The organism is Paractinoplanes globisporus DSM 43857 (assembly GCF_000379645.1).
Classification (GTDB): domain Bacteria; phylum Actinomycetota; class Actinomycetes; order Mycobacteriales; family Micromonosporaceae; genus Actinoplanes; species Actinoplanes globisporus.
On the sequence record NZ_KB903315.1, the window covers coordinates 23,513 to 46,556 of the forward strand.

The 23,044-nt window shown below is 71.6% G+C and carries 27 protein-coding genes; 12 read left to right on the forward strand and 15 right to left on the reverse strand.

Annotated features, from left to right (window positions below; translation table 11 throughout):
• Positions 1 to 9: 9 nt before the first annotated feature.
• From A3CQ_RS0128730 to A3CQ_RS0128765, 8 genes are all read right to left on the reverse strand, one after another.
• A complete protein-coding gene (locus A3CQ_RS0128730) occupies positions 10 to 1,362 on the reverse strand; it encodes a nitrate/nitrite transporter (RefSeq protein WP_020514408.1) in 1,353 nt (450 codons plus the stop codon).
• Position 1,363: 1 nt separating this feature from the next.
• Positions 1,364 to 1,660, reverse strand: coding sequence for a Rieske (2Fe-2S) protein (locus A3CQ_RS0128735; RefSeq protein ID WP_020514409.1), 297 nt, complete (start codon positions 1,658 to 1,660; stop codon positions 1,364 to 1,366).
• A complete protein-coding gene (gene nirB / locus A3CQ_RS0128740) occupies positions 1,657 to 4,116 on the reverse strand; it encodes a nitrite reductase large subunit NirB (protein WP_245577358.1) in 2,460 nt (819 codons plus the stop codon). Before nirB ends, A3CQ_RS0128735 begins: the two co-directional genes overlap by 4 nt.
• 68 nt (positions 4,117 to 4,184) lie before the next feature.
• On the reverse strand, positions 4,185 to 4,838 hold the full coding sequence (locus A3CQ_RS0128745; protein ID WP_020514411.1) for a sirohydrochlorin chelatase: 654 nt from the start codon (positions 4,836 to 4,838) through the stop codon (positions 4,185 to 4,187).
• Positions 4,835 to 5,941 carry a uroporphyrinogen-III synthase gene (locus A3CQ_RS0128750; RefSeq protein ID WP_020514412.1) on the reverse strand — a complete coding sequence of 369 codons (1,107 nt, stop codon included), beginning with the start codon at positions 5,939 to 5,941 and terminating at the stop codon, positions 4,835 to 4,837. Before A3CQ_RS0128750 ends, A3CQ_RS0128745 begins: the two co-directional genes overlap by 4 nt.
• Before the next feature lie 735 nt (positions 5,942 to 6,676).
• Positions 6,677 to 6,859 (reverse strand): hypothetical protein, encoded by a 183-nt coding sequence (locus tag A3CQ_RS0128755; protein ID WP_020514413.1) that lies wholly within the window; start codon positions 6,857 to 6,859, stop codon positions 6,677 to 6,679.
• Positions 6,852 to 7,034 carry a hypothetical protein gene (locus A3CQ_RS0128760; RefSeq protein ID WP_020514414.1) on the reverse strand — a complete coding sequence of 61 codons (183 nt, stop codon included), beginning with the start codon at positions 7,032 to 7,034 and terminating at the stop codon, positions 6,852 to 6,854. Before A3CQ_RS0128760 ends, A3CQ_RS0128755 begins: the two co-directional genes overlap by 8 nt.
• A 142-nt stretch (positions 7,035 to 7,176) precedes the next feature.
• The gene (locus tag A3CQ_RS0128765) at positions 7,177 to 8,070 is read right to left on the reverse strand and encodes an AurF N-oxygenase family protein (protein ID WP_020514415.1); all 894 of its coding nucleotides are present in this window, start codon (positions 8,068 to 8,070) and stop codon (positions 7,177 to 7,179) included.
• 55 nt (positions 8,071 to 8,125) lie between these two features.
• Between A3CQ_RS0128765 and A3CQ_RS0128770 the strand changes: the two genes are divergently transcribed.
• Positions 8,126 to 8,812 carry a TetR/AcrR family transcriptional regulator gene (locus A3CQ_RS0128770; RefSeq protein ID WP_020514416.1) on the forward strand — a complete coding sequence of 229 codons (687 nt, stop codon included), beginning with the start codon at positions 8,126 to 8,128 and terminating at the stop codon, positions 8,810 to 8,812.
• Positions 8,802 to 9,116 carry a DUF4873 domain-containing protein gene (locus A3CQ_RS0128775; RefSeq protein ID WP_020514417.1) on the forward strand — a complete coding sequence of 105 codons (315 nt, stop codon included), beginning with the start codon at positions 8,802 to 8,804 and terminating at the stop codon, positions 9,114 to 9,116. Before A3CQ_RS0128770 ends, A3CQ_RS0128775 begins: the two co-directional genes overlap by 11 nt.
• Positions 9,117 to 9,289: 173 nt before the next feature.
• Here A3CQ_RS0128775 and A3CQ_RS0128780 read toward each other — a convergent pair whose 3' ends face one another.
• On the reverse strand, positions 9,290 to 10,303 hold the full coding sequence (locus A3CQ_RS0128780; RefSeq protein ID WP_020514418.1) for an AraC family transcriptional regulator: 1,014 nt from the start codon (positions 10,301 to 10,303) through the stop codon (positions 9,290 to 9,292).
• Between the two features lie 70 nt (positions 10,304 to 10,373).
• On the opposite strand from A3CQ_RS0128780, the gene A3CQ_RS0128785 reads away from it, so the two are divergent.
• From A3CQ_RS0128785 to A3CQ_RS0128795, 3 genes are read left to right on the forward strand one after another with little or no spacing between them, the layout of a single operon-like run.
• Positions 10,374 to 11,837, forward strand: a complete 1,464-nt coding sequence (locus A3CQ_RS0128785) for a flavin-containing monooxygenase (protein ID WP_026206310.1) — start codon at positions 10,374 to 10,376, stop codon at positions 11,835 to 11,837.
• Entirely contained in the window at positions 11,834 to 12,694 is an 861-nt protein-coding gene (locus tag A3CQ_RS54415) for an SDR family NAD(P)-dependent oxidoreductase (protein WP_020514420.1), read from the forward strand. Before A3CQ_RS0128785 ends, A3CQ_RS54415 begins: the two co-directional genes overlap by 4 nt.
• Positions 12,691 to 13,530 carry an alpha/beta fold hydrolase gene (locus A3CQ_RS0128795; protein ID WP_020514421.1) on the forward strand — a complete coding sequence of 280 codons (840 nt, stop codon included), beginning with the start codon at positions 12,691 to 12,693 and terminating at the stop codon, positions 13,528 to 13,530. Before A3CQ_RS54415 ends, A3CQ_RS0128795 begins: the two co-directional genes overlap by 4 nt.
• Positions 13,531 to 13,579: 49 nt before the next feature.
• On the opposite strand, the gene A3CQ_RS0128800 is transcribed toward A3CQ_RS0128795, so the two are convergent.
• The 3 genes from A3CQ_RS0128800 to A3CQ_RS0128810 form a co-directional block, all read right to left on the reverse strand.
• Entirely contained in the window at positions 13,580 to 13,987 is a 408-nt protein-coding gene (locus A3CQ_RS0128800) for a hypothetical protein (RefSeq protein ID WP_020514422.1), read from the reverse strand.
• A 171-nt stretch (positions 13,988 to 14,158) separates the two neighbouring features.
• On the reverse strand, positions 14,159 to 14,572 hold the full coding sequence (locus A3CQ_RS0128805) for a hypothetical protein (RefSeq protein WP_020514423.1): 414 nt from the start codon (positions 14,570 to 14,572) through the stop codon (positions 14,159 to 14,161).
• 22 nt (positions 14,573 to 14,594) lie between these two features.
• Positions 14,595 to 15,185, reverse strand: a complete 591-nt coding sequence (locus A3CQ_RS0128810) for a winged helix-turn-helix domain-containing protein (RefSeq protein ID WP_020514424.1) — start codon at positions 15,183 to 15,185, stop codon at positions 14,595 to 14,597.
• 66 nt (positions 15,186 to 15,251) lie between these two features.
• Here A3CQ_RS0128810 and A3CQ_RS0128815 point away from each other — a divergent pair, with 66 nt between their 5' ends.
• A complete protein-coding gene (locus tag A3CQ_RS0128815; protein WP_020514425.1) occupies positions 15,252 to 15,833 on the forward strand; it encodes a dienelactone hydrolase family protein in 582 nt (193 codons plus the stop codon).
• 3 nt (positions 15,834 to 15,836) lie between these two features.
• On the opposite strand, the gene A3CQ_RS57770 is transcribed toward A3CQ_RS0128815, so the two are convergent.
• Positions 15,837 to 16,520, reverse strand: a complete 684-nt coding sequence (locus tag A3CQ_RS57770; RefSeq protein ID WP_157296459.1) for a DUF4190 domain-containing protein — start codon at positions 16,518 to 16,520, stop codon at positions 15,837 to 15,839.
• A gap of 52 nt (positions 16,521 to 16,572) precedes the next feature.
• Between A3CQ_RS57770 and A3CQ_RS61115 the strand changes: the two genes are divergently transcribed.
• Positions 16,573 to 16,752 (forward strand): hypothetical protein, encoded by a 180-nt coding sequence (locus tag A3CQ_RS61115; protein WP_157296461.1) that lies wholly within the window; start codon positions 16,573 to 16,575, stop codon positions 16,750 to 16,752.
• Here A3CQ_RS61115 and A3CQ_RS0128825 read toward each other — a convergent pair.
• A complete protein-coding gene (locus A3CQ_RS0128825; protein ID WP_020514427.1) occupies positions 16,724 to 17,167 on the reverse strand; it encodes an MmcQ/YjbR family DNA-binding protein in 444 nt (147 codons plus the stop codon). The two genes, A3CQ_RS61115 and A3CQ_RS0128825, sit on opposite strands and share 29 nt — an antisense overlap.
• An 81-nt stretch (positions 17,168 to 17,248) precedes the next feature.
• On the opposite strand from A3CQ_RS0128825, the gene A3CQ_RS0128835 reads away from it, so the two are divergent.
• Positions 17,249 to 17,860, forward strand: a complete 612-nt coding sequence (locus tag A3CQ_RS0128835; RefSeq protein ID WP_157296462.1) for a hypothetical protein — start codon at positions 17,249 to 17,251, stop codon at positions 17,858 to 17,860.
• Between the two features lie 11 nt (positions 17,861 to 17,871).
• Here the strand turns inward: A3CQ_RS0128835 and A3CQ_RS0128840 are convergent, their stop codons facing one another.
• Positions 17,872 to 19,017 (reverse strand): ABC transporter substrate-binding protein, encoded by a 1,146-nt coding sequence (locus tag A3CQ_RS0128840; protein WP_020514430.1) that lies wholly within the window; start codon positions 19,015 to 19,017, stop codon positions 17,872 to 17,874.
• 71 nt (positions 19,018 to 19,088) lie between these two features.
• On the opposite strand from A3CQ_RS0128840, the gene A3CQ_RS0128845 reads away from it, so the two are divergent.
• The 4 genes from A3CQ_RS0128845 to A3CQ_RS0128860 all read left to right on the forward strand — a co-directional run bounded on the left by A3CQ_RS0128845 (position 19,089) and on the right by A3CQ_RS0128860 (position 23,042).
• Entirely contained in the window at positions 19,089 to 19,871 is a 783-nt protein-coding gene (locus A3CQ_RS0128845) for a 3-hydroxybutyrate dehydrogenase (RefSeq protein ID WP_040433134.1), read from the forward strand.
• Between the two features lie 9 nt (positions 19,872 to 19,880).
• Positions 19,881 to 21,824: a helix-turn-helix domain-containing protein gene (locus A3CQ_RS0128850; RefSeq protein WP_020514432.1), complete on the forward strand. Its 1,944-nt coding sequence runs from the start codon at positions 19,881 to 19,883 to the stop codon at positions 21,822 to 21,824.
• A 75-nt stretch (positions 21,825 to 21,899) separates the two neighbouring features.
• Positions 21,900 to 22,700 (forward strand): alpha/beta fold hydrolase, encoded by an 801-nt coding sequence (locus A3CQ_RS0128855; RefSeq protein WP_020514433.1) that lies wholly within the window; start codon positions 21,900 to 21,902, stop codon positions 22,698 to 22,700.
• A 48-nt stretch (positions 22,701 to 22,748) separates the two neighbouring features.
• Positions 22,749 to 23,042 (forward strand): YiaA/YiaB family inner membrane protein, encoded by a 294-nt coding sequence (locus A3CQ_RS0128860; RefSeq protein WP_020514434.1) that lies wholly within the window; start codon positions 22,749 to 22,751, stop codon positions 23,040 to 23,042.
• Positions 23,043 to 23,044 lie beyond the last annotated feature (2 nt).

The window sequence follows — 23,044 nt, forward strand, 5'->3', positions numbered from 1 at the left end:
GATCGTCGATCAAACCTTGCCGGCGGTACGGGCGCCGGGCCGCAGGTAGACGGCCCAGGTGACCAGCACGCACAACGCGTAGAAGGCGATGAACGCTACGTAGGCGGCATCGGCGCTCTTGGTCTCCAGGAAGGACTGACGGAAGGCGAGATTGACCATCACACCGCCGAGCGCGCCGATCGCTCCGGCGATGCCGATCACCGCGCCGGACAGGCGGCGGGCGGTGGGCTCGTCGGCCGGGTGCTTCGCCTTGAAGATCGCCGGGATCATCTTGTACGTCGAGCCGTTGCCGACGCCACTGAGGACGAACAGCAGCACGAACCCGGCGATGTACAGCGGGAGCGACTTCTGCTGGGCGGCCAGCAGCACGATCGCGGCGCCGGCGGCCATCGCGATGAAGTTGACGAAGGTGACCCGCGCTCCCCCGAGCCGGTCGGCCAGCGCGCCGCCCAGCGGGCGGATCAGCGAGCCGAGCAGCGGGCCGAGGAAGGTCAGGTAGGCGGCCTTGACCGGGGTGCCGAACTCGGTGTGGAACTGCACCTGCAGCACCTGGCCGAACGCGAAGCCGAAGCCGATGAACGAGCCGAACGTGCCGATGTAGAGCAGCGACATGATCCAGGTGTGCGGCTCGCGCGTGGCGTCGCGCATGGCCCGCTTCTCGGTGCGCGCCTGGGTCAGATTGTCCATGTAGAGGGCCGCGCACAGCGCCGCGATCACGATCAGCGGGATGTAGATGCCGGCCACGATGCCGGGGTGACCCGCGCCGAAGACGGCGAGCACGAACAACCCGACCAGCTGCACGGCCGCGACGCCGAGGTTGCCGCCGCCGGCGTTGATGCCCAGCGCCCAGCCCTTGAGCCGGTTCGGGTAGAACGCGTTGATGTTGGTCATCGAGGAGGCGAAGTTGCCGCCGCCGACGCCGGCCACCGCCGCCAGGATCAGCAGGGTCGAGTAGGAGACGCCCGGCCGGATCAGGAACGCCGCGAGCACGGCCGGCACGAGCAGCAGGGACGCGCTGAAGACGGTCCAGTTGCGGCCGCCGAAACGCTGGACCGCGAAGCTGTACGGAATCCGCAGCGCGGCGCCGACGAGGGTGGGCACGGCCGTGAGCAGGAACTTACCGGCGGGATCGATGCCGTACGCCGGGCCGAGGAACAGCACGAGCACGGACCACAGCGACCACACCGAGAAGCCGATGTGCTCGGAGAGAATCGAGAAAATGAGGTTCCGGCGGGCGACCCGGGCGCCGGTGGCGGCCCAGAACGCCGGGTCCTCCGGGCGCCAGTCGTCGATCCAATGGCCTCTGACGCTGAGCTTGCTTCTTTGGCTCGCCGGGCGGGCAACGGGCAGCGTAGCTGTCATGTCACATCTCCAAGATGAGCTGGTCGTTGTCGACGCGGACGGGATAGACGGACACCGCTTCCTGCCCGCTGAGCGAGCAGCCGGTGGCGAGGTCCCACGAATAGAGGTGCAGAGGGCAGACGACCTGCTTCATGTCGATCTGCCCGTCCGCGAGCGGGCCGCCCTGGTGCGGGCACACGGCCGAGAGCGCCCGGACGGAGCCGTCGCGGAGCCGGAAGACGGCGATCATCTCGCCGTCGACGGCGAAGGTGCGGCCTTCCCCCAGGGGGATGTCGCCGACAGAACCGAGAGTCCTCATGCGCGCACCGGCACCTGGGGCAGCACGGTCAGCGGCAGCGAGGTGCGGAACTGTCCCGGGGTCGCGGGCTCGGCCCGTTCCTTCCAGGGATCCTTGTAGGCGCCCACGGCCGCGGCCATCCGCGCGTCCAGATCGGCGGCGATGCCCTCGGCGTCGTCCACGACGACCGCCCGGATCTTCTCGATGCCCACCCGCGGCACCCAGGCGTAGGTGCGCTCGAGCCAGTTCCCGTTCTCCCGGTAGTACTGCAGGAACCGCCCGGTCAGCGTGATGACCTCGTCCGCGGAACCGACGGTCGCGAGCAGATCGCCCTTGCGGACGTGGGCGCCGGCCGCACCGCCGACGTAGATCTCCCATTTGCCGCCGTCAATAGCAACAACACCCAGGTCTTTGACGTACGCCTCGGCGCAGTTGCGCGGGCAGCCGGTGACCGCGAGCTTCATCTTGCCCGGCCCCTCGATTCCCTGATAACGCTCCTCGATCGCGATCCCGAGGGCGGTGGAATCGCCGACGCCGAAGCGGCAGAAATCCGATCCGACGCACGTCTTGACGGTCCGGAAGCTCTTCGCGTACGCGTATCCGGACGGCATGTCGAGCTCGGCCCAGATCTGCGGCAGCTTCTCCTTGGGAATGCCGAGCAGGTCGATGCGCTGGCCGCCGGTGAGCTTGACCATGGGCACGCCGTGCCGCTCGGCGACCTCGGCGATCCGCCTGAGGTTGGCCGGGGTGGTGACGCCGCCCTTCATCTGCGGCACCACCGAGAACGTGCCGTCGCGCTGGATGTTCGCGTGCACCCGGTCGTTGATGAAACGGGCGTCGCGCTCGTCGACGTACTCGGCGCCCCATATCATCTTGAGCAGCGACGCGAGGCCCATCTTGCTCTTCGCGTCCTCCTCGCCGCCGAGCTTCGCGAACACCGAGGACACCGACCTGAGCTCGTAGAGCCGGATCGCGTCCATCAGCTCGGGCTTGGGCATCGGCACGCCGGGCACGTAGTAGGAGGCTGCCGAGTCCTCCTCGGCCTCGCCGCCGTTGGCCCAGTCGACGATCCGCTGCACGAGGGGTTTGCAGGTGCCGCAGCCCTTCCCGGCCCGGGTCTTGTCCATGACGCCGCTGACGGTTTTGCACCCGGCGTCCACACAGGATCGGAGAGCGCCCTTGGAGACGCCGTTGCAGTTGCAGACCTGCTCGTCGTCGGGCATGTCGGCGACGCTCTCCTCGGCCGCCGGCCCGCCCAGGTCGAACAGCAGCGCGGCCCGGTCCTCCGGCAGCGGCAGCCCCTTCTCGAACGCCTTGATCAGGGCGAGCGCCTTGCTGTTGTCGCCGACCAGGGTGGCGCCGACGAGCCGGTCGTCGCGGATGATGACGTTCTTGTAGACGCCCCGCTTCGGCTCGGCGAACTCGAGCAGCTCGTCGTCCTCGTGCTCGGGGCTCTGCAGGCCCATCGCGGCGACGTCGACGCCGGCCACCTTGAGCTTCGTCGACACCTGCGAGCCTTCGTACGCGGCGGCGGCGTTGGCGCCGGTGACGTGGTCGGCGAGCACCTTCGCCTGGTCCCACAGGGGAGCGACCAGCCCGTACACCTCGCCGCGGTGCTGCGCGCACTCGCCGACGACGTAGATGTCGTCCTCGCCGGCGGCCCGCATCTGGTCGTCGACGACGACGCCGCGCTCGACGACCAGCCCGCTGTCGGCGGCCAGCTGCGAGTTCGGCCGGATGCCGGCCGCCATCACGACCACGTCGCAGTCGATGACCCGGCGGTCGGCGAGCTTCACGCCGGTGACCGCGTGCTTGCCGAGGATCTCGGTGGTCATGCCGTCGACCACCACGTCGATGCCGAGCTTCTGCTCGATCGTGGCCTGCAGGGTGCGCCCGGCCCGCTCGTTGAGCTGGGTGTTCATCAGGTGGCCCATGGCGTGCACGAGGGTCACGTGGCCGAGGTGGTTCTGCAGGCCGCGGGCCGCCTCGAGGCCGAGCAGGCCGCCGCCGATGACGACCGCGCGCTCGTGCTCCCGCGCGTACCGGATCATCGCGCGGGTGTCGTCGAGCGTGCGGAACACGAAGACGCCCTGGTGGTAGCCGCGGCCGGGAACGTGGGCGCCCTTGATCGGCGGCACGAACGCGCTGCTGCCGGTGGCGATGACCAGCTTGTCGTACGCGGTCTCGCTGCCGTCCGACCCGTGGACCGTCCGCCTCCGCCGGTCGATGCGGTCGACGCGCACCCCGGCGTGCAGCGTGATGCCGTTGTCGGCGTACCAGTTGAGGTCGTTCAGGAAGATCCCGGACTCGTCCTCCACGCCCGCGAGGACATTGGACAGCATGATCCGGTTGTAATTGCCGTAGGGCTCGTCGCCGAACATCGTGATGTCGAAGTCGCCGCCCCGGGCGAGGATCTCCTCCACCGTACGGGCGCCGGCCATGCCGTTTCCGATGACCACCAAGCGCTGTTTAATCACGACCCGGATGTTTCCGGGCCATTGTTTTGCGCCCGGACCGTCGCGATTGCGCGAACGTTCGGAAAACCCTACAAGCGACCGGCGGCCGTTGTGAGGAGCGCCGATTCATACCGCCGCAGCACGAGACCGGCCACCGTCGGGTCGAGACAGAGCGGTGGAGTCACCGAATCGGCGCCGGCGCGGTGCAGGGTGCGGTAGAACAGGCCGTCGGCGAGAAGGTAGGCGGCGATGGCGATCCGGCGGGCGCCCCGCCGCCGGAGATCCGCGACGACATCGGCGACCTTCGGTGCGCTGCCCGAGGCGTACGCGACATGGGCTTGAAGTTTCGAGGCCATCTCGTGGGTGCTCTCCCGCCACGCCGGATCCGACGAGCCGGCGGCGGCCAGAACCACGGCATCCGCGGCGGGCAGGTTCCGGGTCAGGCTTCGCAGCAGCACCTCGTCGGGGCCGAGCGTCCCGGTGACGGGGATTCCGGTTCCCTCGACCGCGTTCGCGATGTCGACCCGCACGTGGTAGCCGGCCGACAGCAGCAGCGGGACGACCACGGCGTCGCGGACGGCCGGGACGACGTCGCCGATCCGGGGCTGCTGGACGTCCACATAGGAGAGGCGGACGTCCAGCTCGGGCCGGCGACGGGCGACCGCGGCGACCAGGTCGCGGATCTGCCGTTGACCGGCGGCCGAGCGGGTGCCGTGGGCGACGGCGAGCAGGGTCGGCTTCATGCGGCGGCTTCGCCGACCCGCAGGCGGTAACCGCGCTTGATGACGGTCTCGATGTGCTTGCCCGAGCCGAGGGCGGTGCGCAGGCGGGCCACCGCCACGTCGACCGCGTGGCTGTCGTTGCCCCGCGGCAGGGCGGCGATCAGCTGATCCTTGGAGACCACGGCGCCGGGCTTGGCGGCCAGCGCGCTGAGGATCGCCATCGCGGCGGGCGCGAGCGGATGCGGCACATCGTCGAGGAGCACCGCGTGACCGCGTACCTCCAAAGTCTCACCGGCGACCCGCAGCCGGACCGCACGCTTGGGCAGCTCGTCGGTGAGGGTCTTGATCAGCGCGCCGAGGCGGAACCGCTCGGGCATCACCACGGGCACGTTCCGCTCGGCGAGCGGCGCGGCGGTGACCGGGCCGACGCAGGCGACCAGGGTGCTCGTCCGGAAGCGCTCGAGAACGCAGCCGGCGTCGTCGCCGGCCAGCTTGAGGAACGACCGGACCGCGGGCGCGCTGGTGAAGGTGACCGCGTCGATCAGGCCGGCGCAGATCTGCTCGGCGAGCCGGCGCACGGGCGCGGTGTCCGGCGGCGGCACCCAGCGATACACCGGCACCTCGACCACGGCCGCCCCGGCGCCGCGCAGCCCGGCCACGAACTCGGTCTGCGGCTCACCGTGCTCCTGCACCACCACGCGGTGCCCGGAGATACCCTCGGCCAGCAGCTTCTCGAGGATCTCCTCGGACGCCTCGGTCTTGGCCGCCCACTCCTCGGTGAGCCCGGCCGCCCGGATCGCACCACACGGTTTCGGCCCGCGGGCGAGGATGCGCGCCTTGCCGAGCACCTCGCGCAGACGGTCGCCGAGCCCCCAGCCCTCGGCCGCCTCGATCCACCCCCGGAAGCCGAACCCGGTAGTGGCGATGACCAGGTCGGGGGCAAGCCCGATGCACGCCTCGGTCGCGGCGCGCAATGCGTCGTCGTCGGCAAGCGGCACGATGGCGATCGCCGACGCGGTCACCACCCGGGCCCCGCGGCGCTGCAACAACGCCGCCATCTCGTCCCGGCGCCGCTCCGCGGTAACCGCGACGGTGAAGCCCGTCAGCACGCCGCCCTCGCTCATCCAGTCCCCATCCCGCCGTTTGTTTCCGCCAGCGTCACCACCTGCGGTTACCACTTCGTCGAGCCGGGGTTTCCGGGGCGTCAACGCGCATGCACAACCGCCCGCCCCCGGATGTGAGAACAACGTTACCGTCCCGCCACGCCCCACCCGCTCCCCCGGCATCCCCCTTACCCCGCGACGCCACCCCGCCCCGGCGCCGTCACCCGAGACCAACGCGGCCCCGCTCCGCGCGGCGCGGGTCGTCGGACCTGTCGCGATGCCTTTGCTCTGCTCACCAAGACGCCCTGCTCTGCGCACCAGGACGCACCGCTCTGCTCACCAAGACGCACCGCTCTGCTCACCAAGACGCACCGCTCTGCTCACCAAGACGCACCGCTCTGCTCACTGGGACGCGCTGCTCTGCTTACCAAGACGCGCTGCTCTGCTCACCAAGACGCGCTGCTCTGCTCACCAAGACGCGCTGCTCTGCTCACCAAGACGCGCGGCTGGGGTGGCGGTACGGCCGCCGTGGCGTCGTCGCGCGTGGGGGTGCGCAGAGCAAAGTCTGCGGCGACCTGGCGGTGGTCGGCGCCGGCTCGCGGATCGTCGATCGTCCGGCTCGCGGATCGTCGGTCGTCGGGCTCGCTGATCGTCGGGCTCGCGGATCGTCGATCGTCGGGCTCGCGGATCGTCGATCGTCGGGGTCGCGGATCGTCGGTCGTCGGGGTCGGCACCGAGGTGGGGGGCGGTGGCGGGTCAGTCGCCGTTCTCGACTATGCGGCGGAGGCTGGCGTGCAGGCGGTAGACCTCGAGGCGGCCGTCGATGAAGCCTATGCGGTAGTCGCGGCCCAGGGTGGGATGGCCGGCGCGGGCGGCGTCGCGGGTGCCGGCCAGGCCGTCGGCGCGGCCGGACTCGTAGGCGCCGAACTCGTCATCCATCGAGCTTGTCGCCCATCGCCCGGCGGATCGCGGCGACCAGCGCGTCCTCGAACGCGGCTAGCTGACCGTCGACCAGGCCGACGCGGTAGTCGGCGTCGGTGGCGCGGGTGGCGTCCTCGCGGCCGGCGAGCCCGTCGGCACGGCCGTCGCCGTAGGCAACGAAGGCGTCGTCCATGTGGTCCTCCCCTTGTCGGGGCAAATCTGTCACGCAGCGTGACGCCCACCCACCGGCCGATCGGGCAGAAAGTGGGTGCGCTGGTGTGACGGACCTCCCCCTCTAGGTCCGGCACACCCGCGACAATCACACAACGTGACTCTTACGCTGCCGACAGCAGACCCGACAGGCGCCAGAGCGGTTTGCCCGGGCCTTCGATCAGACCAAGATCATTAAGGTACGCGACGACGCGCTCGCCCGACCACCTCAGCGTCTCGCGGAAGTGGGGATTGGCCAGCGCGGCCTTGTGACCCACGGCCGGGTCGATGCCGACCGAGCGGTAGACGCCGGGGTGGATCAGGCGCGTGCCGCACAGGTACGCGGCCCGGCCGACCACGAGCTTGTCGAAGGTCAGCCGCCCGCGGCCGGCCACGCGCACCTGCCGGGCCAGCTCCTCCCGCGCGTACCGGACGTGCCGCGCCTCCTCGACCACATGGATGCGGCTGACCATGCGCACCAGCGGCTGCACCTGCTCGCAGGCCATCGCTTCGCGCTGCAGCGTGTCGAGGATCTCCTCGCAGATGAGGATCGCCGCGAACATGCGCGGGCCGGTGCCGGTGGCGCCGATCCACTTGCCGAGGAACGAGTCGATGCCTGCCGGCCGGTAGACCGGGGTGCCCAGCTTGTCGATCATCCGGCCGAACATGACCGAGTGCCGGCACTCGTCGGCGATCTCGGTGAGCGCGTACTGCGCGTGCGCGGCCCTCGGGTCCTGCTTGTAGTACCCGCGGACGAGCAGCTGCATGAGGATCGTCTCGAACCAGACGCCGAGACCGGCGATGCTGGCCACCTCGTGCCGGGTGAGCGTGATCCGCTGCTCCTCGCCGAGCCCCTCCCACAGGTCGGTGCCGTAGAGGCTCGAGCGGTGCGGCGGTACGAAGTACAGGGCCGGGACTAACGGCGCCTCCCAGTCGATCTCCACCTCGGGGTCGTACGAGTGCTCGGCGGAGGAGCGCAGGAGGCGCGTTGCGGTGCGGTCGCGATCCGTCGTCGTCATGGATCCTCCTGTGACGTACTTGACGTTACCTCCGGTAACAGTTACTCCTAGTACTATGAAGCGCGACGAGGAGCCGGTCAATACCGACGGGCGCAGGGGCCGCTGGGCCGGCCACCGCGAGCAGCGGCGGTCCGAGCTGACCGCGGCGGCCATCGAGGCGATCCGCGAACTCGGCCCCGAGGTGCCGATGGATGCGATCGCCGCGCACGCCGGGGTCAGCAAGCCGGTGCTCTACCGTTACTTCGCCGACAAATCGGAGCTGTGGCTCGCGGTCGGCCAGGAGTCGGCGGGCATGGTGCTCGAGGCGATCGTCCCGGCGGTGGCCCAGGTGCGCGAGGAGCGGGACGTGATCGCGGCGGCCATCGACGCCTACCTCGCGCACATCGAGGCCGACACGAACCTCTACCAGTTCGTCGTCCACCAGCCCGACGTCACCCGGCACCGGGACGTGGTCGCCGACGTGGTCGACACCGTCGCCAGCGGCCTGGCCCGCATCTTTGGCGACCGGCTGCGCGCCCGCGGCCTCGACTCCGGCGCGGCGCTGCCCTGGGCGTACGGCGTGGTCGGATATGTGCAGTCGGTCGGCGACTGGTGGCTGCGGCAGCAGCAGCCGATCAGCCGGGAGGCGCTCGGCGACTACCTGACGACGTTCCTGTGGGGCGGCATCTCCGGCATCAAGCACGCCGCCGACATCCCCGGCGGTCTCGCCGCCTATCAGGAGGAGACGAGGCATGGAAACTGAGAGCTACCAACTGGGGAACCTGCCCGACGAAGAGTATCGCGGGCCGGCCACGCTGCGCGTCGGCGACGCCGAGCTCCCGGTGACGATCCGCGTCTCGGCCCACTTCGAGCCGATCGAGGGCCGCTTCCGCTGGGCCGGCCGCACCACTCCCGACGCCGAGCTGCGGGAACGGGTCGGCGCCGGCGCGCGCGAGGCCGAGCTGACGATTCCGGGCGCACGCCAGGCGACCGCCCGTCTGAGCGACCCCGACCCGTGGGGCGGCATCCGCCTGAGCGGAACAGGCACCCCACCATGGTTCCGCTGACCAGCATCCCGCCTCCCCCAGACTTGTCGCCCGCGACGGATAAATCGGATTTGTCGCCGGGCGCGGTGCGCGCGGGGTCGGGGGCACGCGGCCGCGCGGGGTCAGGGGCACGCGGCCGCGCGGGGTCAGGGGCACGCGGCCGCGCGGGGTCAGGGGCACGCGGCGGCGCGGGGTCAGGGGCGCTCGGGGGCGCGGCGCAGGTTGCGCGGGCTCGTGCCGTACCAGCGGCGCACGGCACGGGTCAGCGCCGACTGCTCGGTCAGGCCGACCATCGCGGTTATCTGGCTGAACGGGAGATCGGTGGTGGTGATCAGGTGGTGCGCGGCGGTCCGGCGTACGTCGTCGAGGATCTTGTCGTAGTTGGTGTTCTCGGCGGCCAGGCGGCGCTGCAGCGTGCGCGGGTGGGTCTGCAGGCGGCGGGCGATCGCGGCGACGTCGGCCGGCGACGAGCCGAGCGACTGCGTGACCAGCTGGCGGACCTGCTCGGCGAGCGGGCGCTCGGGGGCCGGGAAATGGGTGCGCATGTAGTCGAGGGCGACCTCGCGCAGCACCCGGTTGCCGCCGGCCACCCGGGCCTCGGTGACCGTCGCCGGCACTCGGAGCACGGCCGAGCGCTGGGCGAAGCGGACGTCGGCGCCGAAGAACTCCGTGTAGCGGGCCACCGGCGCGAGCGGACGGTGGGTGAGGTGGACCGACCGCAGGCCGTAACGGCCGCCGGCGAGCAGCAGGGTGATGCGGTGCAGCAGGCCCAGCCCGTTGTCGCAGACCTGAGGCGGCAGCGGGTCGAGCTCGGTCGAGCCGTATCGCAGGCCGAGCACCTCCGGCCGGCCCGACGGGTCGGGGATCTGCGTGACGGTCAGCGCGGGCGAGTGCACGAACAGGAACCGGGTCGCGCAGTCGAGCGCCTCCCCCAGCGTCGCCGAGTTCTCGATGGCGATGGCGAGCGGGCCGAGCACGGCGATGTCCTGCCGGGCGGCCAGGCGCAGGCCCAGGTCGGGGCAGTCGCGGTCGGCGGCGGCCGCCTCGAGGAGACGGCCGGCCGCGAGCGACGGGATCACCGCGTCGTCGGTGTCGGGCAGCGCCGCGTCGACGCCGTGGCGCGCGAACAGAGCCCGGCCGTCACCACCAAGCTCGTCGATGAGGGCGGGCAGTCCGCGCAGCCCGGCGGCCCGTACCACGGATCCCATGTCGCGAAAGGATAAATCAGTGTCGCGCGAAGGCAAGTCGGCGGGCGGGATCGGTCACGAGACTGGCAGCATGGCCGAACATTTCGACGTTCTGATCATCGGCGCCGGCCTGTCCGGGATCGGCGCGGCCTGGCGGCTTCAGGAGCAACTGCCCGGCAAGACGTACGCGATCCTCGAGGCCCGCGACGCGATCGGCGGGACGTGGGACCTGTTCCGCTACCCGGGGGTGCGCTCCGATTCGGACATGTTCACGCTGAGCTACCCGTTCCGGCCGTGGCGGGAACCGGAGTCGATCGCGCCGGGCGACAAGATCCGCCGCTACATCGAGGAGACGGCGGCCGAGGGCGGGATCCTGCCGCACATCCGGTTCGGGGCAAAGGTCGCGACCGCCTCGTGGTCCTCGGCCGACGCGCGGTGGACGGTCGGGCTGGCCGACGGCTCGTCGCTGACCTGCACTTTTCTGTACGGCTGCACCGGCTACTACGACTACGCCACCGGCTTCCAGCCCGACTTTCCCGGCATCTCGGATTTCTCGGGCACGTTGGTCCACCCGCAGTTCTGGCCGGAGGATCTCGACTACGCGGGCAAGAAGGTCGTCGTGATCGGGAGCGGGGCCACGGCCGTGACCCTGGTGCCGGCGATGGCCGGGGACGCCGCGCTGGTGACGATGCTGCAGCGCTCTCCCTCCTACATCACGGTGCTGCCGTCACGGGACGTCGTCGCGGACGCGTTACGCCGCGTGCTGCCGGCCGGCGCGGCCAACCGCATCACGCGGGCGAAGAACATCGCGCTCACGCAGGGCTTCTACCAGCTCGCCCGGCGCCGGCCCGCGCGCGTACGCAAAATCTTGCGATCTTTTGCCGTGAAGGCCCTGAACGATCCGGCCTATGTCGACGAGCACTTCAACCCGCGGTACGACCCGTGGGACCAGCGCCTCTGCGTGATCCCCTCGGGCGACCTCTACGAGGCGATCAAGTCGGGCCGCGCGGAGGTGGTCACCGACCACATCGACACGTTCGTCCCCGAGGGGATCCGGCTGCGCTCGGGCCGCGTCCTCGAGGCCGACATCGTCGTCTCGGCCACCGGGCTCTCGCTGCTGCCGGTCGGCGGCGTCCGGGTCACCGTCGACGGCGCGCCGGTCGAGGTCGGCGAGCACGCCGCCTACCGCGGGATCATGCTCAGCGACGTCCCGAACCTGGCCTACTGCATCGGGTACGTCAACGCGTCCTGGACGCTTCGCGCCGATCTCTCCCACCGCTACGTGATGCGGCTGCTCAAGCACATGGACCGGCACGGCTACGCGGTGGCCGTGCCGGAGAACCCCGGTGGTCAGGGCCGTCCCCTGCTCGATCTCTCTTCGGGGTACGTGCAGCGGGCGCTCGACAAGTTTCCCCGTCAGGGCGACCGCGACCCGTGGCTGGTCCGGCAGAACTACATCCGGGACGTGGTCATCACCCCGCGCGCCGACGTCACCCGCGACATGACCTTCACCCGCCGTCCCGCCCCCGCCCCCATGGAGGAGATCGCGTCATGACCCCGTACGAATTCGGTGGCCGAACCGCCGTGCTGACCGGCGCGGCCAGCGGCATCGGCGAGCAGCTGGCCTACGGGCTGGCCGCGCGCGGCAGCGACCTGGTGCTGGTCGACGTCGACCCGACACGGCTCAAGGAGGTCGCCGCCCGGATCGACCGGGTCCACCCCGGCCGGTCGGTGCAGATGCTGGTGGCCGACCTGTCCGACCGCTCCGCCGTCGAGGGCGTCGCCACCCAGGTGCTGGCCGAGCACCCCTCTATCGGCCTGCTGGTCAACAACGCCGGGATGGCGCTGGGCGGCCGCTTCGACCAGGTGACCGTCGACGAGTTCGAGAAGGTCATGAACGTGAACTTCCGGGCGCCGTTCCTGCTGACCCACGCCCTGCTGCCGGCGCTGAAGGCCACGCCCGGCGCGCACCTGGTGAACGTGTCCAGCCTGTTCGGGCTGATCGCGCCGGCCGGGCAGTCCGCGTACAGCGCCAGCAAGTTCGCGCTGCGCGGGCTGAGCCAGGTGCTGCAGAGCGAGCTGGCCGACGACGGGATCGGGGTGACCACCGTCCACCCGGGCGGGATCCGCACCCGGATCGCCGAGAACGCGGTGGTCGGCAGCGGCGTCCCGGCGGACGAGGTCGAGCCCAACCGCAAGATCTTCGACAAGCTCCTCACGTACCCGCCGGAGAAGGCCGCCCGGCAGATCCTGGACGCGGTCGCCAAGCGCAAGGCCCGCCTGCTGATCGCCTCCAGCGCGAAGATGCCCGACCTGCTGGCCCGCCTGCTGCCCGTCGGGCACGCGCGCATCATCCGCGCCGCGACGTCCGCCCGGGTCTCCCGCCGCACGCCGCAGGAGGTCGCCCGATGAACTACGTGACCGTGCGCGACGCCCGGATCCGCTACCACGAGACCGGCGACCCGTCCGCCCCGCCGGTGGTGCTGCTGCACGGCATCGGCCGCAGTCTGGAGGACTGGTCGGCCCAGCACGACCTGCTCTCGGCCGACCACCGGGTGATCGCGATCGACATGCCCGGCTTCGGCCTGAGCCAGCGCCATCCGGAGAGCGCGACGCTCACGTCCCTGTCCGACGGTGTCTGGCAGACGCTCGAGACGCTCGGCGAGACGCGGCCCGTGCATCTGATGGGCAACAGCCTCGGCGGGGCGGTGTCGATGCAGATGCTGGTCGACGACCCGTCGCGGGTGTCGACGCTGACGCTGGTCAACAGCGCCGGCTTCGGCAAGGAGGTGACGTTCGCGCTGCGCATGCTCGCCGTCCCCGGCATGGGCCGCTACCTGCTGTCGCACATCGACGGTCGTACGGCGCCGCGGGTCGAGCGCACCCTCTATGCCGACCGGGCGATGGTCACGCCGGAGCGGATCGCGATGGCTATCAAGATCGCCCACCAGCCCGACTTCGCCGCGGTCTACCTGGAGATCGCCCGCGCGCTCGGCGGTTTCCGGGGCATCGCGTCGCAGTGGCGTTCCCAGTTGCTGCCCCGGGTGGCCCGGCACGGCAAGCCGACGCTGATCGTGTGGGGGGACCGGGACCACATCCTGCCGGTCTCACACCTCGCGGCGGCGCGGGCGGCGTTCCCGGCGGCGACCTGGCATCTGTTCGAGGGCGCCGGCCACATGCCGCAGATCGAGCGGCCGGCGGAGTTCGCCCAGCTGGTGCGGCCGCTGCTGGCCCGGGTCAGCGCCTGAGCCGTGATCGCGCGGACTGCCGGGTCCCGGCGGCAGTCCGCGCGTGCCCTCACCGTTGTTCCGGCGCGGCCGGGACGTCCGGCGCGACCGGGCAGGTGATGATGCAGCCACCACCACCGCCTCCGCCACCACCGCCGCCGCCGCCGGGACTGGTCACGGTGCAGCTGTCGGCGAAGATCGTGGAGAAGCCGGAGACGTGGATGGTTCCCACCGCCGGGTAGTAGCCCGCGGGGAAATAGACCATCGCTTCCGCGTACGAGGTCCACGGTCCCGCGGCGCAGGGCCCTTCGGGGTAGGTGTCCACCTCGTTCGAGTCCCAGTGGGCCAGGTAGATGTTCGATTCCTGGGTGCCGCCCCAGTACAGGACATGCGTCTGGGCTATCTCGGCCACGCGATTGGTGCAGTGAGTCACCCCGGTCGCCCAGACCGCGGGGTAGCCGGCGCTGTCGTTCCCCACGTACGGATTGCTCGTCGAGATGCGGCAGGTGATGACCCGCGGCGTCTCGGTTTCAGCCTCGAGATGGTGACGTGCACTGAGGACCCCCTCATCCGTGTCTCCCTCAGGACACAGACAGGCTCCCGGCACCGGCTGGAACAGCACTGAAGCCCGGCTGAAGCGTCCGGCGCCTCACCAGTCCGAGGCCACGGCGTTGCTCCCGCCGCCGAGCCGTTTGGCGGCGAAGCCGGCGCGCTCGATCTCCTGGCCGAGCGCGTCCAGCCGCTCCCCGAGCTCGCCCGGCCCGGCGAGCTCGCGGGCGATCCCGGCGGCCGCGTCGCCGCCGCCGAGCGACTCCAGCCGGCCGCCGGCCTGCTTCAGCACCTGCGGCAGTCGTCGGACGGACTGACCGAGCAGGCGCAGCATCTCCCCCACCTCGGCCGGGTCGGGAAGCGCTTCCGGATGCTGCGTCGCGTGGTTCAGGTATCGGACCAGCTCGCCGATCTCCGCGACCGCCGCCCGCGTGTGGGCGGCGTTCCACTCGTTGTACGGGTGCAGCTCCGTGACGAGCTCTTCCGCCGTGACGTCCCGCTTCCGCCTGCTCATAGCCCTCAATGATCCGATGCCGTCAGCCGCGGCCGTCGCCCGGGGAGTCGGCGTCGGGCAGGGTGGGCGCGTCGGTCGGATAGAGGCCGGCCACGAAGCCGTAGACCTGGTCGCCCGAGCGCGGGATCTGGGCGAACCGGCGGGCCACCTCCTGCACCTCGGCCCAGAAGCTGCGGACCTGCTCGATCGGGATCCGCGCGTGCACCAGCGTGCACCGCAGGTCGTCGGCGGCGTGTGCGGCCGCCGACTCGGCCACCGCCGCCGCCAGGCCGTTCATCGAGGCGACCACCTGCTTGTCCTCGGGTCGATTGAGCACGCCCACGTAGTACGTCCGCGCGACCCGGCCGTAGAAGCGCTCCTCGATCGCCCGGACCCGGCGCGTGCGCACGACCCGGAGCAGGCCGGCCTCGGTCAAAAGGTTCACGTGGTACGCGACACTGCTCTTGGGCCGGTCGACCGCCCGCGCCATCTCGGTGACGGTGGCCGCCCGCTCCAGCAGCAGCTCGAGCAGCGTGCCGCGCAACGGGTCGGCCAGCGCGCGCAACTGCTCGGGCGCGGTGACCACGAGCAGGTCGTCGAGCTCGTAATCGGGGATCTGCTGATTGACCGACATTTCCCGACCGTTCTAAAATATTGGATCGTTTGATCCCCGTCGTCCAATCCCAGGAGCGTAACGGTCATGGCCGAAGTAGTCCTGTTCCACCACGTGCAGGGCCTCACCCCGGGGGTGCTCGCCTTCGCCGACCGCCTGCGCGCGGGCGGCCACACGGTCCACACGCCCGATCTGTTCGAGGGCGCCCGGCCGGCCTCGATCGAGGAGGGCTTCGCGCTGACCCAGCAGATCGGCGACGACGCGCTGGCCGCCCGGGCCACCGCGGGCCTTCCCGACGGCGCGGTCTACGCCGGCTTCTCGTTCGGCGTGGTCACCGCCCAGCGCCTGGCCCAGACCCGGCCCGGCGCGCGGGGCGCCCTGCTCTACGAGGCCTGCCTGCCCATCCACGGCGAGTGGGCGATCGGCCCCTGGCCGGCCGGGGTCCCCGTCCAGATCCACGGCATGGACAAGGACCCCTTCTTCGCGCTGGAGGGCGACATCGACGCCGCTCGCGACCTGGTCGACACGGTCGGCCCGGCCCAGGCCGAGCTCTTCGTCTACCCCGGCGACGGGCACCTGTTCACCGACAGCTCGCTACCGTCCTACGATCCCGGCGCCACCGCCCTGGTCGTCGAGCGCTCCCTCGACTTCCTCGACCGCGTCGGATGACCGCTACTTCCTGATCGAGCCGGTCGTCTGCTTCTTGGCGTCGGTGGCGATGCAGGTGACACCGCGGTCGCGCGACCAGTCGTCGGGGCTGGGGCGGAGGTAGAAGATGTCGAACTTCTCGTCGGCTCCGGCGCCCGCGTAGGTGTTGATCTCCTTGGCGCAGCGGTCCTCGGACTGCTTCTGCACCTTGTCGTCGCCCGGGTAGTCGCCCTTGGGGAGGTCGAAGACGAAATAGACCTCACCCTCGTGCGGCTTGGCGCAATCGGTCACCGGGAGGTTGGTGACGTTGTCGGAGACCTCGAGGCTGGTGACGCAGTCGCCGGGCTTGAGGGCGGTCACGGTCTTGGTGCCCAGGTTGCCCACGACGGCCACGACCAGGGCGGCACCGAGCACCGGGACCAGCACGGACAGGATGGTGCCGGTGCGGGCGAGGCTGTGCCCCTTCTGGCCGGTCTTCCGGGTCTGGCGCTGGGCGACGATGCCGAGGATCAGGCCGAGCGGCCAGAACAGGAAGGCGAAGATGACCGACGCGATGGCCAGGCCGTTGGTGGGGCCGGCCCGCTCGGGAGCCGCGACGATCGTCGGCGCGGCCGGGTAGGGCTGCTGGCCCGGGTAGCCCTGCTGCGGCTGCTGGTAACCGCCCTGCTGGGGGTAGGGAGGCTGCGAAGGTGGGGGTAACTGCGTCACGCGCGGGGACACTACCGGTCCCATGATCATTTCGCAGCCCTCGGATTTCGCGATGAGGAAACGAACGAGCCGCCGGCCGACCCGGCCGGCCGGCGCCTCCGCCGCCCCGCTCGCGCGGAAGGGGGTGGAGCCCAGCCACGTGGCGCTGGCCACCCGCTCAGGCGCGAAGAGCCGCCTGCCGCCCGACCTCAGCAAGGCGGTGGTCACCCATCTGACGTCTCCGCCTCGCTGACCCGGTGCTCGGCCAGCCAGGTGGCGGCGCGGCGGGCCGAGGCGCGGGACAGCCAGGCGTCCTGGACGACCTCGGCGAGCTCGGCCCGCGACAGCTCGCCGACGCGGCTCGCCCGCAGCAGCACCGACGGGTGGCCCTTGAAGTGCGGCGTCGTGAAGAACGGCGTCGACTCGTCCTGGACCAGGGCCTGTTTGTCGTCCTCCGACTCCACCCAGAAGACGATCACGTCGGTGTAGCGCTCCTTGGTCGCCGGGTCGAAGGCGTCCGGCCGCGGGTTGCGGAAGAACACGAACGACTTCTTGCCGACCTGGTAGACCGGGTTGTCGCCGGTGCCCCACTCGACCGTGACGAACGGCATCGACTCGGCGATCTCGTGCACGTCCTCGACGCGCGCGGGGCGGCTGTCCTCGGTCACCGGCCCAGCCTAGGCGGCTCAGGTCCGGGCCGCCCCGGCCGATACGGGGCGGTGTCCCCCACGTACGAGAAAAGGAATGCGATGCGCGCCCAGCTTGCCCTGGTCGGGGTTGCTTTGACCGCGACACTCAGCGGCTGCGCCGCGGCGACGCCTACCACCGCGACGCCACCGCCGACGGCGACCGCGTCACCCTCCCCGGCCCGCGTCATCACGATCGCGGTGCCGAAGGCGACCTCGGCCGCGCCCGCGCTGACCAACACCGGCACGTCGTGGCTCCCGATCCTCACGTCGCTCTCCGCCTACGGCCAGTGGCTGCTGGCGAACCCCAACCCGGCCCTGGTCGGCACCGTGGCGACGCCCGGCTGCGCGGTCGCCAACCTGCTCTCCGAGCAGATCAACGGCCTGCTGGACAGCCACGCCTACGTGAAGACCTCCCCGGCCGCCATCACCAGCGTGCTGGGACCGTCGCCGGCGACCGGCACCCAGGTGGTGCTGGACGTGGTCGCCGCGCGTCCGGCCGAGCCGGTGATCAGCCGTTCCGGCGCCCGCACGATCAGCACCTTCGACGCGTTCCCGCAGTCGTCGCTGCAGGTCACGCTGGATCTGGGCGCGGACAGACGGTGGCGCTTCTGCGCCGTGGAGTCGGCCGCCGACGACGGCGCGACGGACGACCCGTCGGTGCCGCTGATCTGAGCTCGGCCGGGCTACAACGGCGGTGTCGTCTCCGGTGGCAGGAAGGCGCGGTCGGTGACCGCGGTGATCGCGCCGGACGCGCCGGTCCAGGTCAGGTGGCCGCCCCACAGCGGGTTGAGCAGCAGGTGGTCCCCGGGACGGATCGACAGGCCGGTCTTGATGCCGCCGAACTCGAGGCCTTCCAGCGCCGGGATCATGTCGTCGGCCTTCTGCGGGCCGAGTTGGAAGGCGCGGACGATCATCTGGGACGCGGTGAAGCCCTCGGCGTGGCCCGTGTCGAGGCGCCGGTTGGGGACGGACCCCTTCAGCGTCTGGGTCGCCATGTTGGTGGTGGCCGCGTCCGCGTACGCGGTCACGAACCGCAGCGAGCCGGCCGCCGCGCCGTACGACGGCCAGGTCGCCCGCGCCCCGAGCACGGTGATCGGCTCGACCCCGGCCGGGATCGCCTCCCACAGTCTCGGCGCGGCCACCGGCCAGTCCACGTAGATCTGCCCGGCCCGAGCCGCTTTGATCCGCTTGCCGACCGCGGCGAAGTCCTTCGTGGAGGCGGGCGCGACGATCGTGGTGGCCGCGCCGAGCACGGCGGCCGCCTTCACCGCGGTGGCCTGGTCGGCCGCGAGCACGGCCAGCCGCCCGCCGGGCTTCAGGTACGCCCTCGCGGCCATCAGCAGCTGCGTCGTCGAAGGGCCGTCGCGGAACGTGTACCGGTTGATGCCGGTCAACTCGTCGGCGGTTGCCATGGACGGGATGAACAGGACCTTACGGCTCGAAGCGACCCGGGCGAGGCGCAGCGCGACCGGTGTGGTGAACCCGCCGACCAGGACATGGCAGCCCCGCCGGACCAGGTCCTCGGCGGCGGCCGCCGCGACCGCCGGATCGCCCTTGTCGTCGACCTTCACCGTCTTGATCGTGCGGACGCCGACCTTGTTGATGCGGTTGGTCACCCAGGACAGGCCGATGCGCAGCCCCTGCTCGTACCGCGTGCTCTCGGCAACCGTGAGCGCGTCTCCGGTACGCGTCCAGATCAGGCCGATGTTGAGCGTCTTGGTCGCGCTGCCGCCGCCGGTGGCGGGGTCGACCGGCCGGGCGCATCCGCCGGCCGTCGCGGCCAGCGAGCCGAGGGCCGCGCCCAGAACGGCGCGCCGGGACAGATTCATCGCGGCAGAAAACTACCGCACACGGGCAAACGGCCGGGTGTGTGGGGCGCGCACATGTGCGGCGGCCCGCGATGGGTCGTAGGTTCACGACCATGACGACTGTGGTCGACCTGGATCTTTCGGACCGTACCGCGATGGTGACCGGGGGCGGCAGCGGGATCGGGCGGGCGTGCGCCGAGCGGCTCGCGGCGGCCGGCGCCGCGGTGATCGTGGTGGACGTGGACGCCGCGGCCGCGAAGCTGGTGGCCAAGGAGATCGGCGGAAGCGCGGTGGTGGCGGATCTCGCCTCTTCTACCTATATCTCCGACATCCCGGCCGACGTCGACGTGCTGGTCAACAACGCCGGGCTCCAGGTCGTCGCGCCGCTGACCGAGTTTCCCGACGACCGGTTCGCGCTGATCCAGCGGGTCATGGTCGAGGCGCCGTTTCGGCTGGTCAAGCACGTGCTGCCACACATGTTCGCCCGCGGCTGGGGCCGGGTCGTCAACATCTCCTCGGTGCACGGCCTGCTCGCCTCCCCGTACAAGTCGGCTTATGTCACGGCAAAGCATGGGCTGGAGGGGTTGTCGAAGGTGACGGCCCTCGAGGGCGCGCCGCACGGGGTGACCTCGAACTGCATCTGCCCGGCGTTCGTGCGCACACCGCTGGTCGACAAGCAGATCGCGGACCAAGCCAAGATCAACGGCATCCCCGAGAGCGAGGTCATCGAGAAGATCATGCTGGACCGGGCCGCCATCAAGCGGCTCATCGAGCCGGCCGAGGTGGCCGAGCTCACGGCGTACCTCTGCACCCCGCCCGCCGCCCTCATCACCGGCTCGTCGATCACGATCGACGGCGGGTGGACCGCACACTAGTTTGCCATCATGCTCGAGTTCCTCACCCTGCTCGCCCGGGAGGCCGCTCCCATCGAGTTCGAGCGCCCGCTGCTGGCCGCCCGCCAGGAGGGCGCACCCGCCGCCGAGCTCGCCGCGCTCGAGGAGGTCAAGGTCGCCGCGCTGCGCGTGCGCGAGCTGCTCGAACGCCGCCGGCGCCGGGAGGAGGAGCTCTCCGCCCTCTACGACACCGCGGGCGACCTGGCCGGGCTGCGCGACCTCGACGCCGTGCTGCGGGCGATCGTGCACCGGGCGCGCACGCTGCTCGGCGCCGACGTCTCGTACCTGACGCTCGACGATCCGGAGCGCGGCGACACGTACATGCGGATCACCGACGGCTCGGTGGCGGCGAGCTTCCAGACGCTCCGCCTGCCGGCGGGCGCCGGCCTGGGCGGCCTGGTCGCGGTCTCGGGTACCCCCTACGCCACTGCCCACTACGGCAACGACCCTCGCTTCCGCCACACGAAAGAGATCGATTCGGGCGTACGCGACGAGGGGCTGGTCGCCATCCTCGGTGTCCCGTTGCTGCTGGGCCCCGCCGTGATCGGCGTGCTGTTCGCCGCGAACCGGACCGAGCGGCCGTTCGCCCGCGAGGAGGTGGCGCTGCTGGCCTCGCTGGCCGCGCACGCCGCCGTGGCCATCGACACCGCCCGGCTGCTCACCGAGACGCAGGCCGCGCTGGCCGAGCTGTCGGAGGCGAACAAGGTCATCCAGGCCCACAGCGCCTCGGTGGAGCGGGCCGCGGCCGCCCACGACCGGATGACCGCGCTGGTCCTGCGCGGCGGCGGTGTCGACGACGTGGCCGCCGACCTGGTCGACGTGCTCGGCGGCGCGCTGATCGTCCTCGACGCCCAGGGCCGCACCCTGGCCACGGCCAAGTCCGCGGCCTGGCCCGGCATCCCGCCATCCGGTGACGCCGCGGACTCCGGCGCGGTGCCCTCGCCATCCGGGGCCGGCGATTCTTCGCTGCTCGGTGCCACCGAGGTGGCGTCCGCGGTCGCGGCGTCGCGGGCCGAGGGGCGCAGCGTCCGGCGCGGCGACGTCTTTGTGGCGGCGGTCGCGGCCGGCGCCGACAACCTGGGCGCGCTCGTCTTCCACCCGACGCAGCCCCTGGAAGGCGCCGACCAGCGCATCCTCGAGCGGGCCGCGCAGATCACCGCGCTGCTGCTGCTGTTCCGCCGCACGGTGGCCGAGGCCGAGGGCCAGGTCCGCGGCGAACTGCTCGACGACCTCATCGCCGGGCCGCTGCGGGACGAGGAGGCCCTGCGCTCCCGCGCCCTGCGCCTGGGCGTCTCCCTCGACGAGCCGCACGTCGTCGTGGCGGCGGCCGGCGAGCTGCGGCAGCGGGCGCTTTCGTGGGCACGGACCTTCGCCGCCACCCGCGGCGGACTGGCCGCCGGGCGCGACGGCCGCATCGCCCTGCTGCTGCCCGGCTCCGACCCGGCGGCTGCCGCTCGGACGGTCGCCAAGGAGCTGACCCGCGCGTTGTCCCGGCCGGTGACCGCAGGCGCCGCCGGCCCCGCCTCCTCCCCCGCCGCGGTCGGGCCCGCCTTCCACGAGGCCGACTCCTGCGCCACGGCGTTGATCGCCCTCGGCCGCACCGGCGACGGCGCCAGCCACACCGAGCTCGGCTACGTGGGCCTCCTCCTGGGCGACCGCCGCGATGTGCCCGCGTTCGTCCACGCCGCCGCCGGGCCGGTGATCGACTACGACGCCCGCCGGGGCACCGCCCTGCTCAAGACCCTGGAGGCGTACTTCGCGGCCGGCGGCAGCCTTGCCCGGGCCGCCGAGTCGCTGCACGTCCACGTCAACACGGTCACCCAGCGCCTGGACCGGATCTCCCACCTCCTAGGCGCCGACTGGCAGTCCCCTTCGCGGGCGCTCGACCTCCAGCTCGCCCTCCGGCTCCACCGCCTGCGGGGACCCCTGACCTGATCCACATGCCGGCGGGGCGACGGATGTGGGCGGCAGCCATGGGTGCACCCGACACGGAATGCCTAGGCTGACTTCGTGGAAGAGATCGACGTCGCGGTTCGGGGCGGGCTGCTGCGAGTGGTGGCCTGGCCGGGAAGCGGGCCGCTGGTGATCGCGGCGCACGGGATCACCGCCAACGCGCTCAGCTGGGCCGCCGTCGCCCGGGAGCTCGCGGGGCGCGTACGGCTGATTGCTCCTGATCTGCGCGGCCGGGCACGAAGCGCGAGTTTGCCGGGGCCCTATGGGATGGCCGCGCATGCGGCCGACCTGATCGCCGTCGCCGACCACTTCGGGGCGACCAAGGTCGGGCTGGCCGGGCACTCGATGGGCGGCTTCGTGGTGACCGAGACGGCCGCGCGGTACCCCGATCGGGTCGCGTCCGTGCTGCTGATCGACGGCGGGGTGCCGCTGCCGGTGCCGCCGGGGGTCGACGTCGACACGGCCCTGCTGGCGACGATCGGGCCGGCCATGCGCCGGTTGTCGATGACGTTCCCGACCGCCGACGACTATCTCGCCTTCTTCCGGGCGAACCCGGCGCTGGGCAACTCGTGGACCCCGGACATTTCCGAGTATGTGCTGCGGGACTACACGGGGACGGGGTCGTCCTGCAACATCGAGGCGATCCGGGCCGACGCGCGGGACATGCTCACCGCGCCGGCGCCGTGCGAGTTTCCTCTGCTCGGGGCGCCGCGCGGGCTGCAGGACGAGCCGACCGGCATGTACCCGGCCGAGCTGCTGGCGGCGGCCGGCGCCGAGATGGTGCCGGACGTCAACCACTACACGATCCTGCTCGGCGCCGGGGCCGCCCACGTGGCGGGACGCATCGCGGCGCTTTGAGTACCGGCACTCATCCGCGCGGGCGCCGCCGCGGCAAGGATTGCCGCCATGGACATCAACACCCAGCCGAAGGTGACCAGCGCCTTCTACGCCCAGGCCGTCGCGTCGTTCAGCGTGTCGCTCGTCGCGGTCGCCATCGGGATCTACTACCTGCCCGTCGGTGGTTGGATCCGCGCCTTTCTCGGCCTCGGCCTGCTCTACGTGGTGACCTCCGCCTTCACCCTGGCCAAGACCATCCGCGACGCCCAGGACGTCGGCAGTGTGGTGCGCCGGGTCGACCAGGCCCGGATCGACCGGTTCATCACCGAGCACAACCCGTTCAAGGACCCGGCCGGCGTCTGAGG

Coding starts and splice junctions, on each gene's coding strand:
- A3CQ_RS0128730 (WP_020514408.1), bottom strand. CDS start 1,362: ATGACAGCTACGCTGCCCGTTGCCCGCCCGGCGAGCCAAAGAAGCAAG.
- A3CQ_RS0128735 (WP_020514409.1), bottom strand. CDS start 1,660: ATGAGGACTCTCGGTTCTGTCGGCGACATCCCCCTGGGGGAAGGCCGC.
- A3CQ_RS0128745 (WP_020514411.1), bottom strand. CDS start 4,838: ATGAAGCCGACCCTGCTCGCCGTCGCCCACGGCACCCGCTCGGCCGCC.
- A3CQ_RS0128750 (WP_020514412.1), bottom strand. CDS start 5,941: ATGAGCGAGGGCGGCGTGCTGACGGGCTTCACCGTCGCGGTTACCGCG.
- A3CQ_RS0128755 (WP_020514413.1), bottom strand. CDS start 6,859: ATGGATGACGAGTTCGGCGCCTACGAGTCCGGCCGCGCCGACGGCCTG.
- A3CQ_RS0128760 (WP_020514414.1), bottom strand. CDS start 7,034: ATGGACGACGCCTTCGTTGCCTACGGCGACGGCCGTGCCGACGGGCTC.
- A3CQ_RS0128765 (WP_020514415.1), bottom strand. CDS start 8,070: ATGACGACGACGGATCGCGACCGCACCGCAACGCGCCTCCTGCGCTCC.
- A3CQ_RS0128770 (WP_020514416.1), top strand. CDS start 8,126: ATGAAGCGCGACGAGGAGCCGGTCAATACCGACGGGCGCAGGGGCCGC.
- A3CQ_RS0128775 (WP_020514417.1), top strand. CDS start 8,802: ATGGAAACTGAGAGCTACCAACTGGGGAACCTGCCCGACGAAGAGTAT.
- A3CQ_RS0128780 (WP_020514418.1), bottom strand. CDS start 10,303: ATGGGATCCGTGGTACGGGCCGCCGGGCTGCGCGGACTGCCCGCCCTC.
- A3CQ_RS0128785 (WP_026206310.1), top strand. CDS start 10,374: ATGGCCGAACATTTCGACGTTCTGATCATCGGCGCCGGCCTGTCCGGG.
- A3CQ_RS54415 (WP_020514420.1), top strand. CDS start 11,834: ATGACCCCGTACGAATTCGGTGGCCGAACCGCCGTGCTGACCGGCGCG.
- A3CQ_RS0128795 (WP_020514421.1), top strand. CDS start 12,691: ATGAACTACGTGACCGTGCGCGACGCCCGGATCCGCTACCACGAGACC.
- A3CQ_RS0128805 (WP_020514423.1), bottom strand. CDS start 14,572: ATGAGCAGGCGGAAGCGGGACGTCACGGCGGAAGAGCTCGTCACGGAG.
- A3CQ_RS0128810 (WP_020514424.1), bottom strand. CDS start 15,185: ATGTCGGTCAATCAGCAGATCCCCGATTACGAGCTCGACGACCTGCTC.
- A3CQ_RS0128815 (WP_020514425.1), top strand. CDS start 15,252: ATGGCCGAAGTAGTCCTGTTCCACCACGTGCAGGGCCTCACCCCGGGG.
- A3CQ_RS61115 (WP_157296461.1), top strand. CDS start 16,573: ATGAGGAAACGAACGAGCCGCCGGCCGACCCGGCCGGCCGGCGCCTCC.
- A3CQ_RS0128835 (WP_157296462.1), top strand. CDS start 17,249: ATGCGCGCCCAGCTTGCCCTGGTCGGGGTTGCTTTGACCGCGACACTC.
- A3CQ_RS0128840 (WP_020514430.1), bottom strand. CDS start 19,017: ATGAATCTGTCCCGGCGCGCCGTTCTGGGCGCGGCCCTCGGCTCGCTG.
- A3CQ_RS0128845 (WP_040433134.1), top strand. CDS start 19,089: ATGGGTCGTAGGTTCACGACCATGACGACTGTGGTCGACCTGGATCTT.
- A3CQ_RS0128850 (WP_020514432.1), top strand. CDS start 19,881: ATGCTCGAGTTCCTCACCCTGCTCGCCCGGGAGGCCGCTCCCATCGAG.
- A3CQ_RS0128860 (WP_020514434.1), top strand. CDS start 22,749: ATGGACATCAACACCCAGCCGAAGGTGACCAGCGCCTTCTACGCCCAG.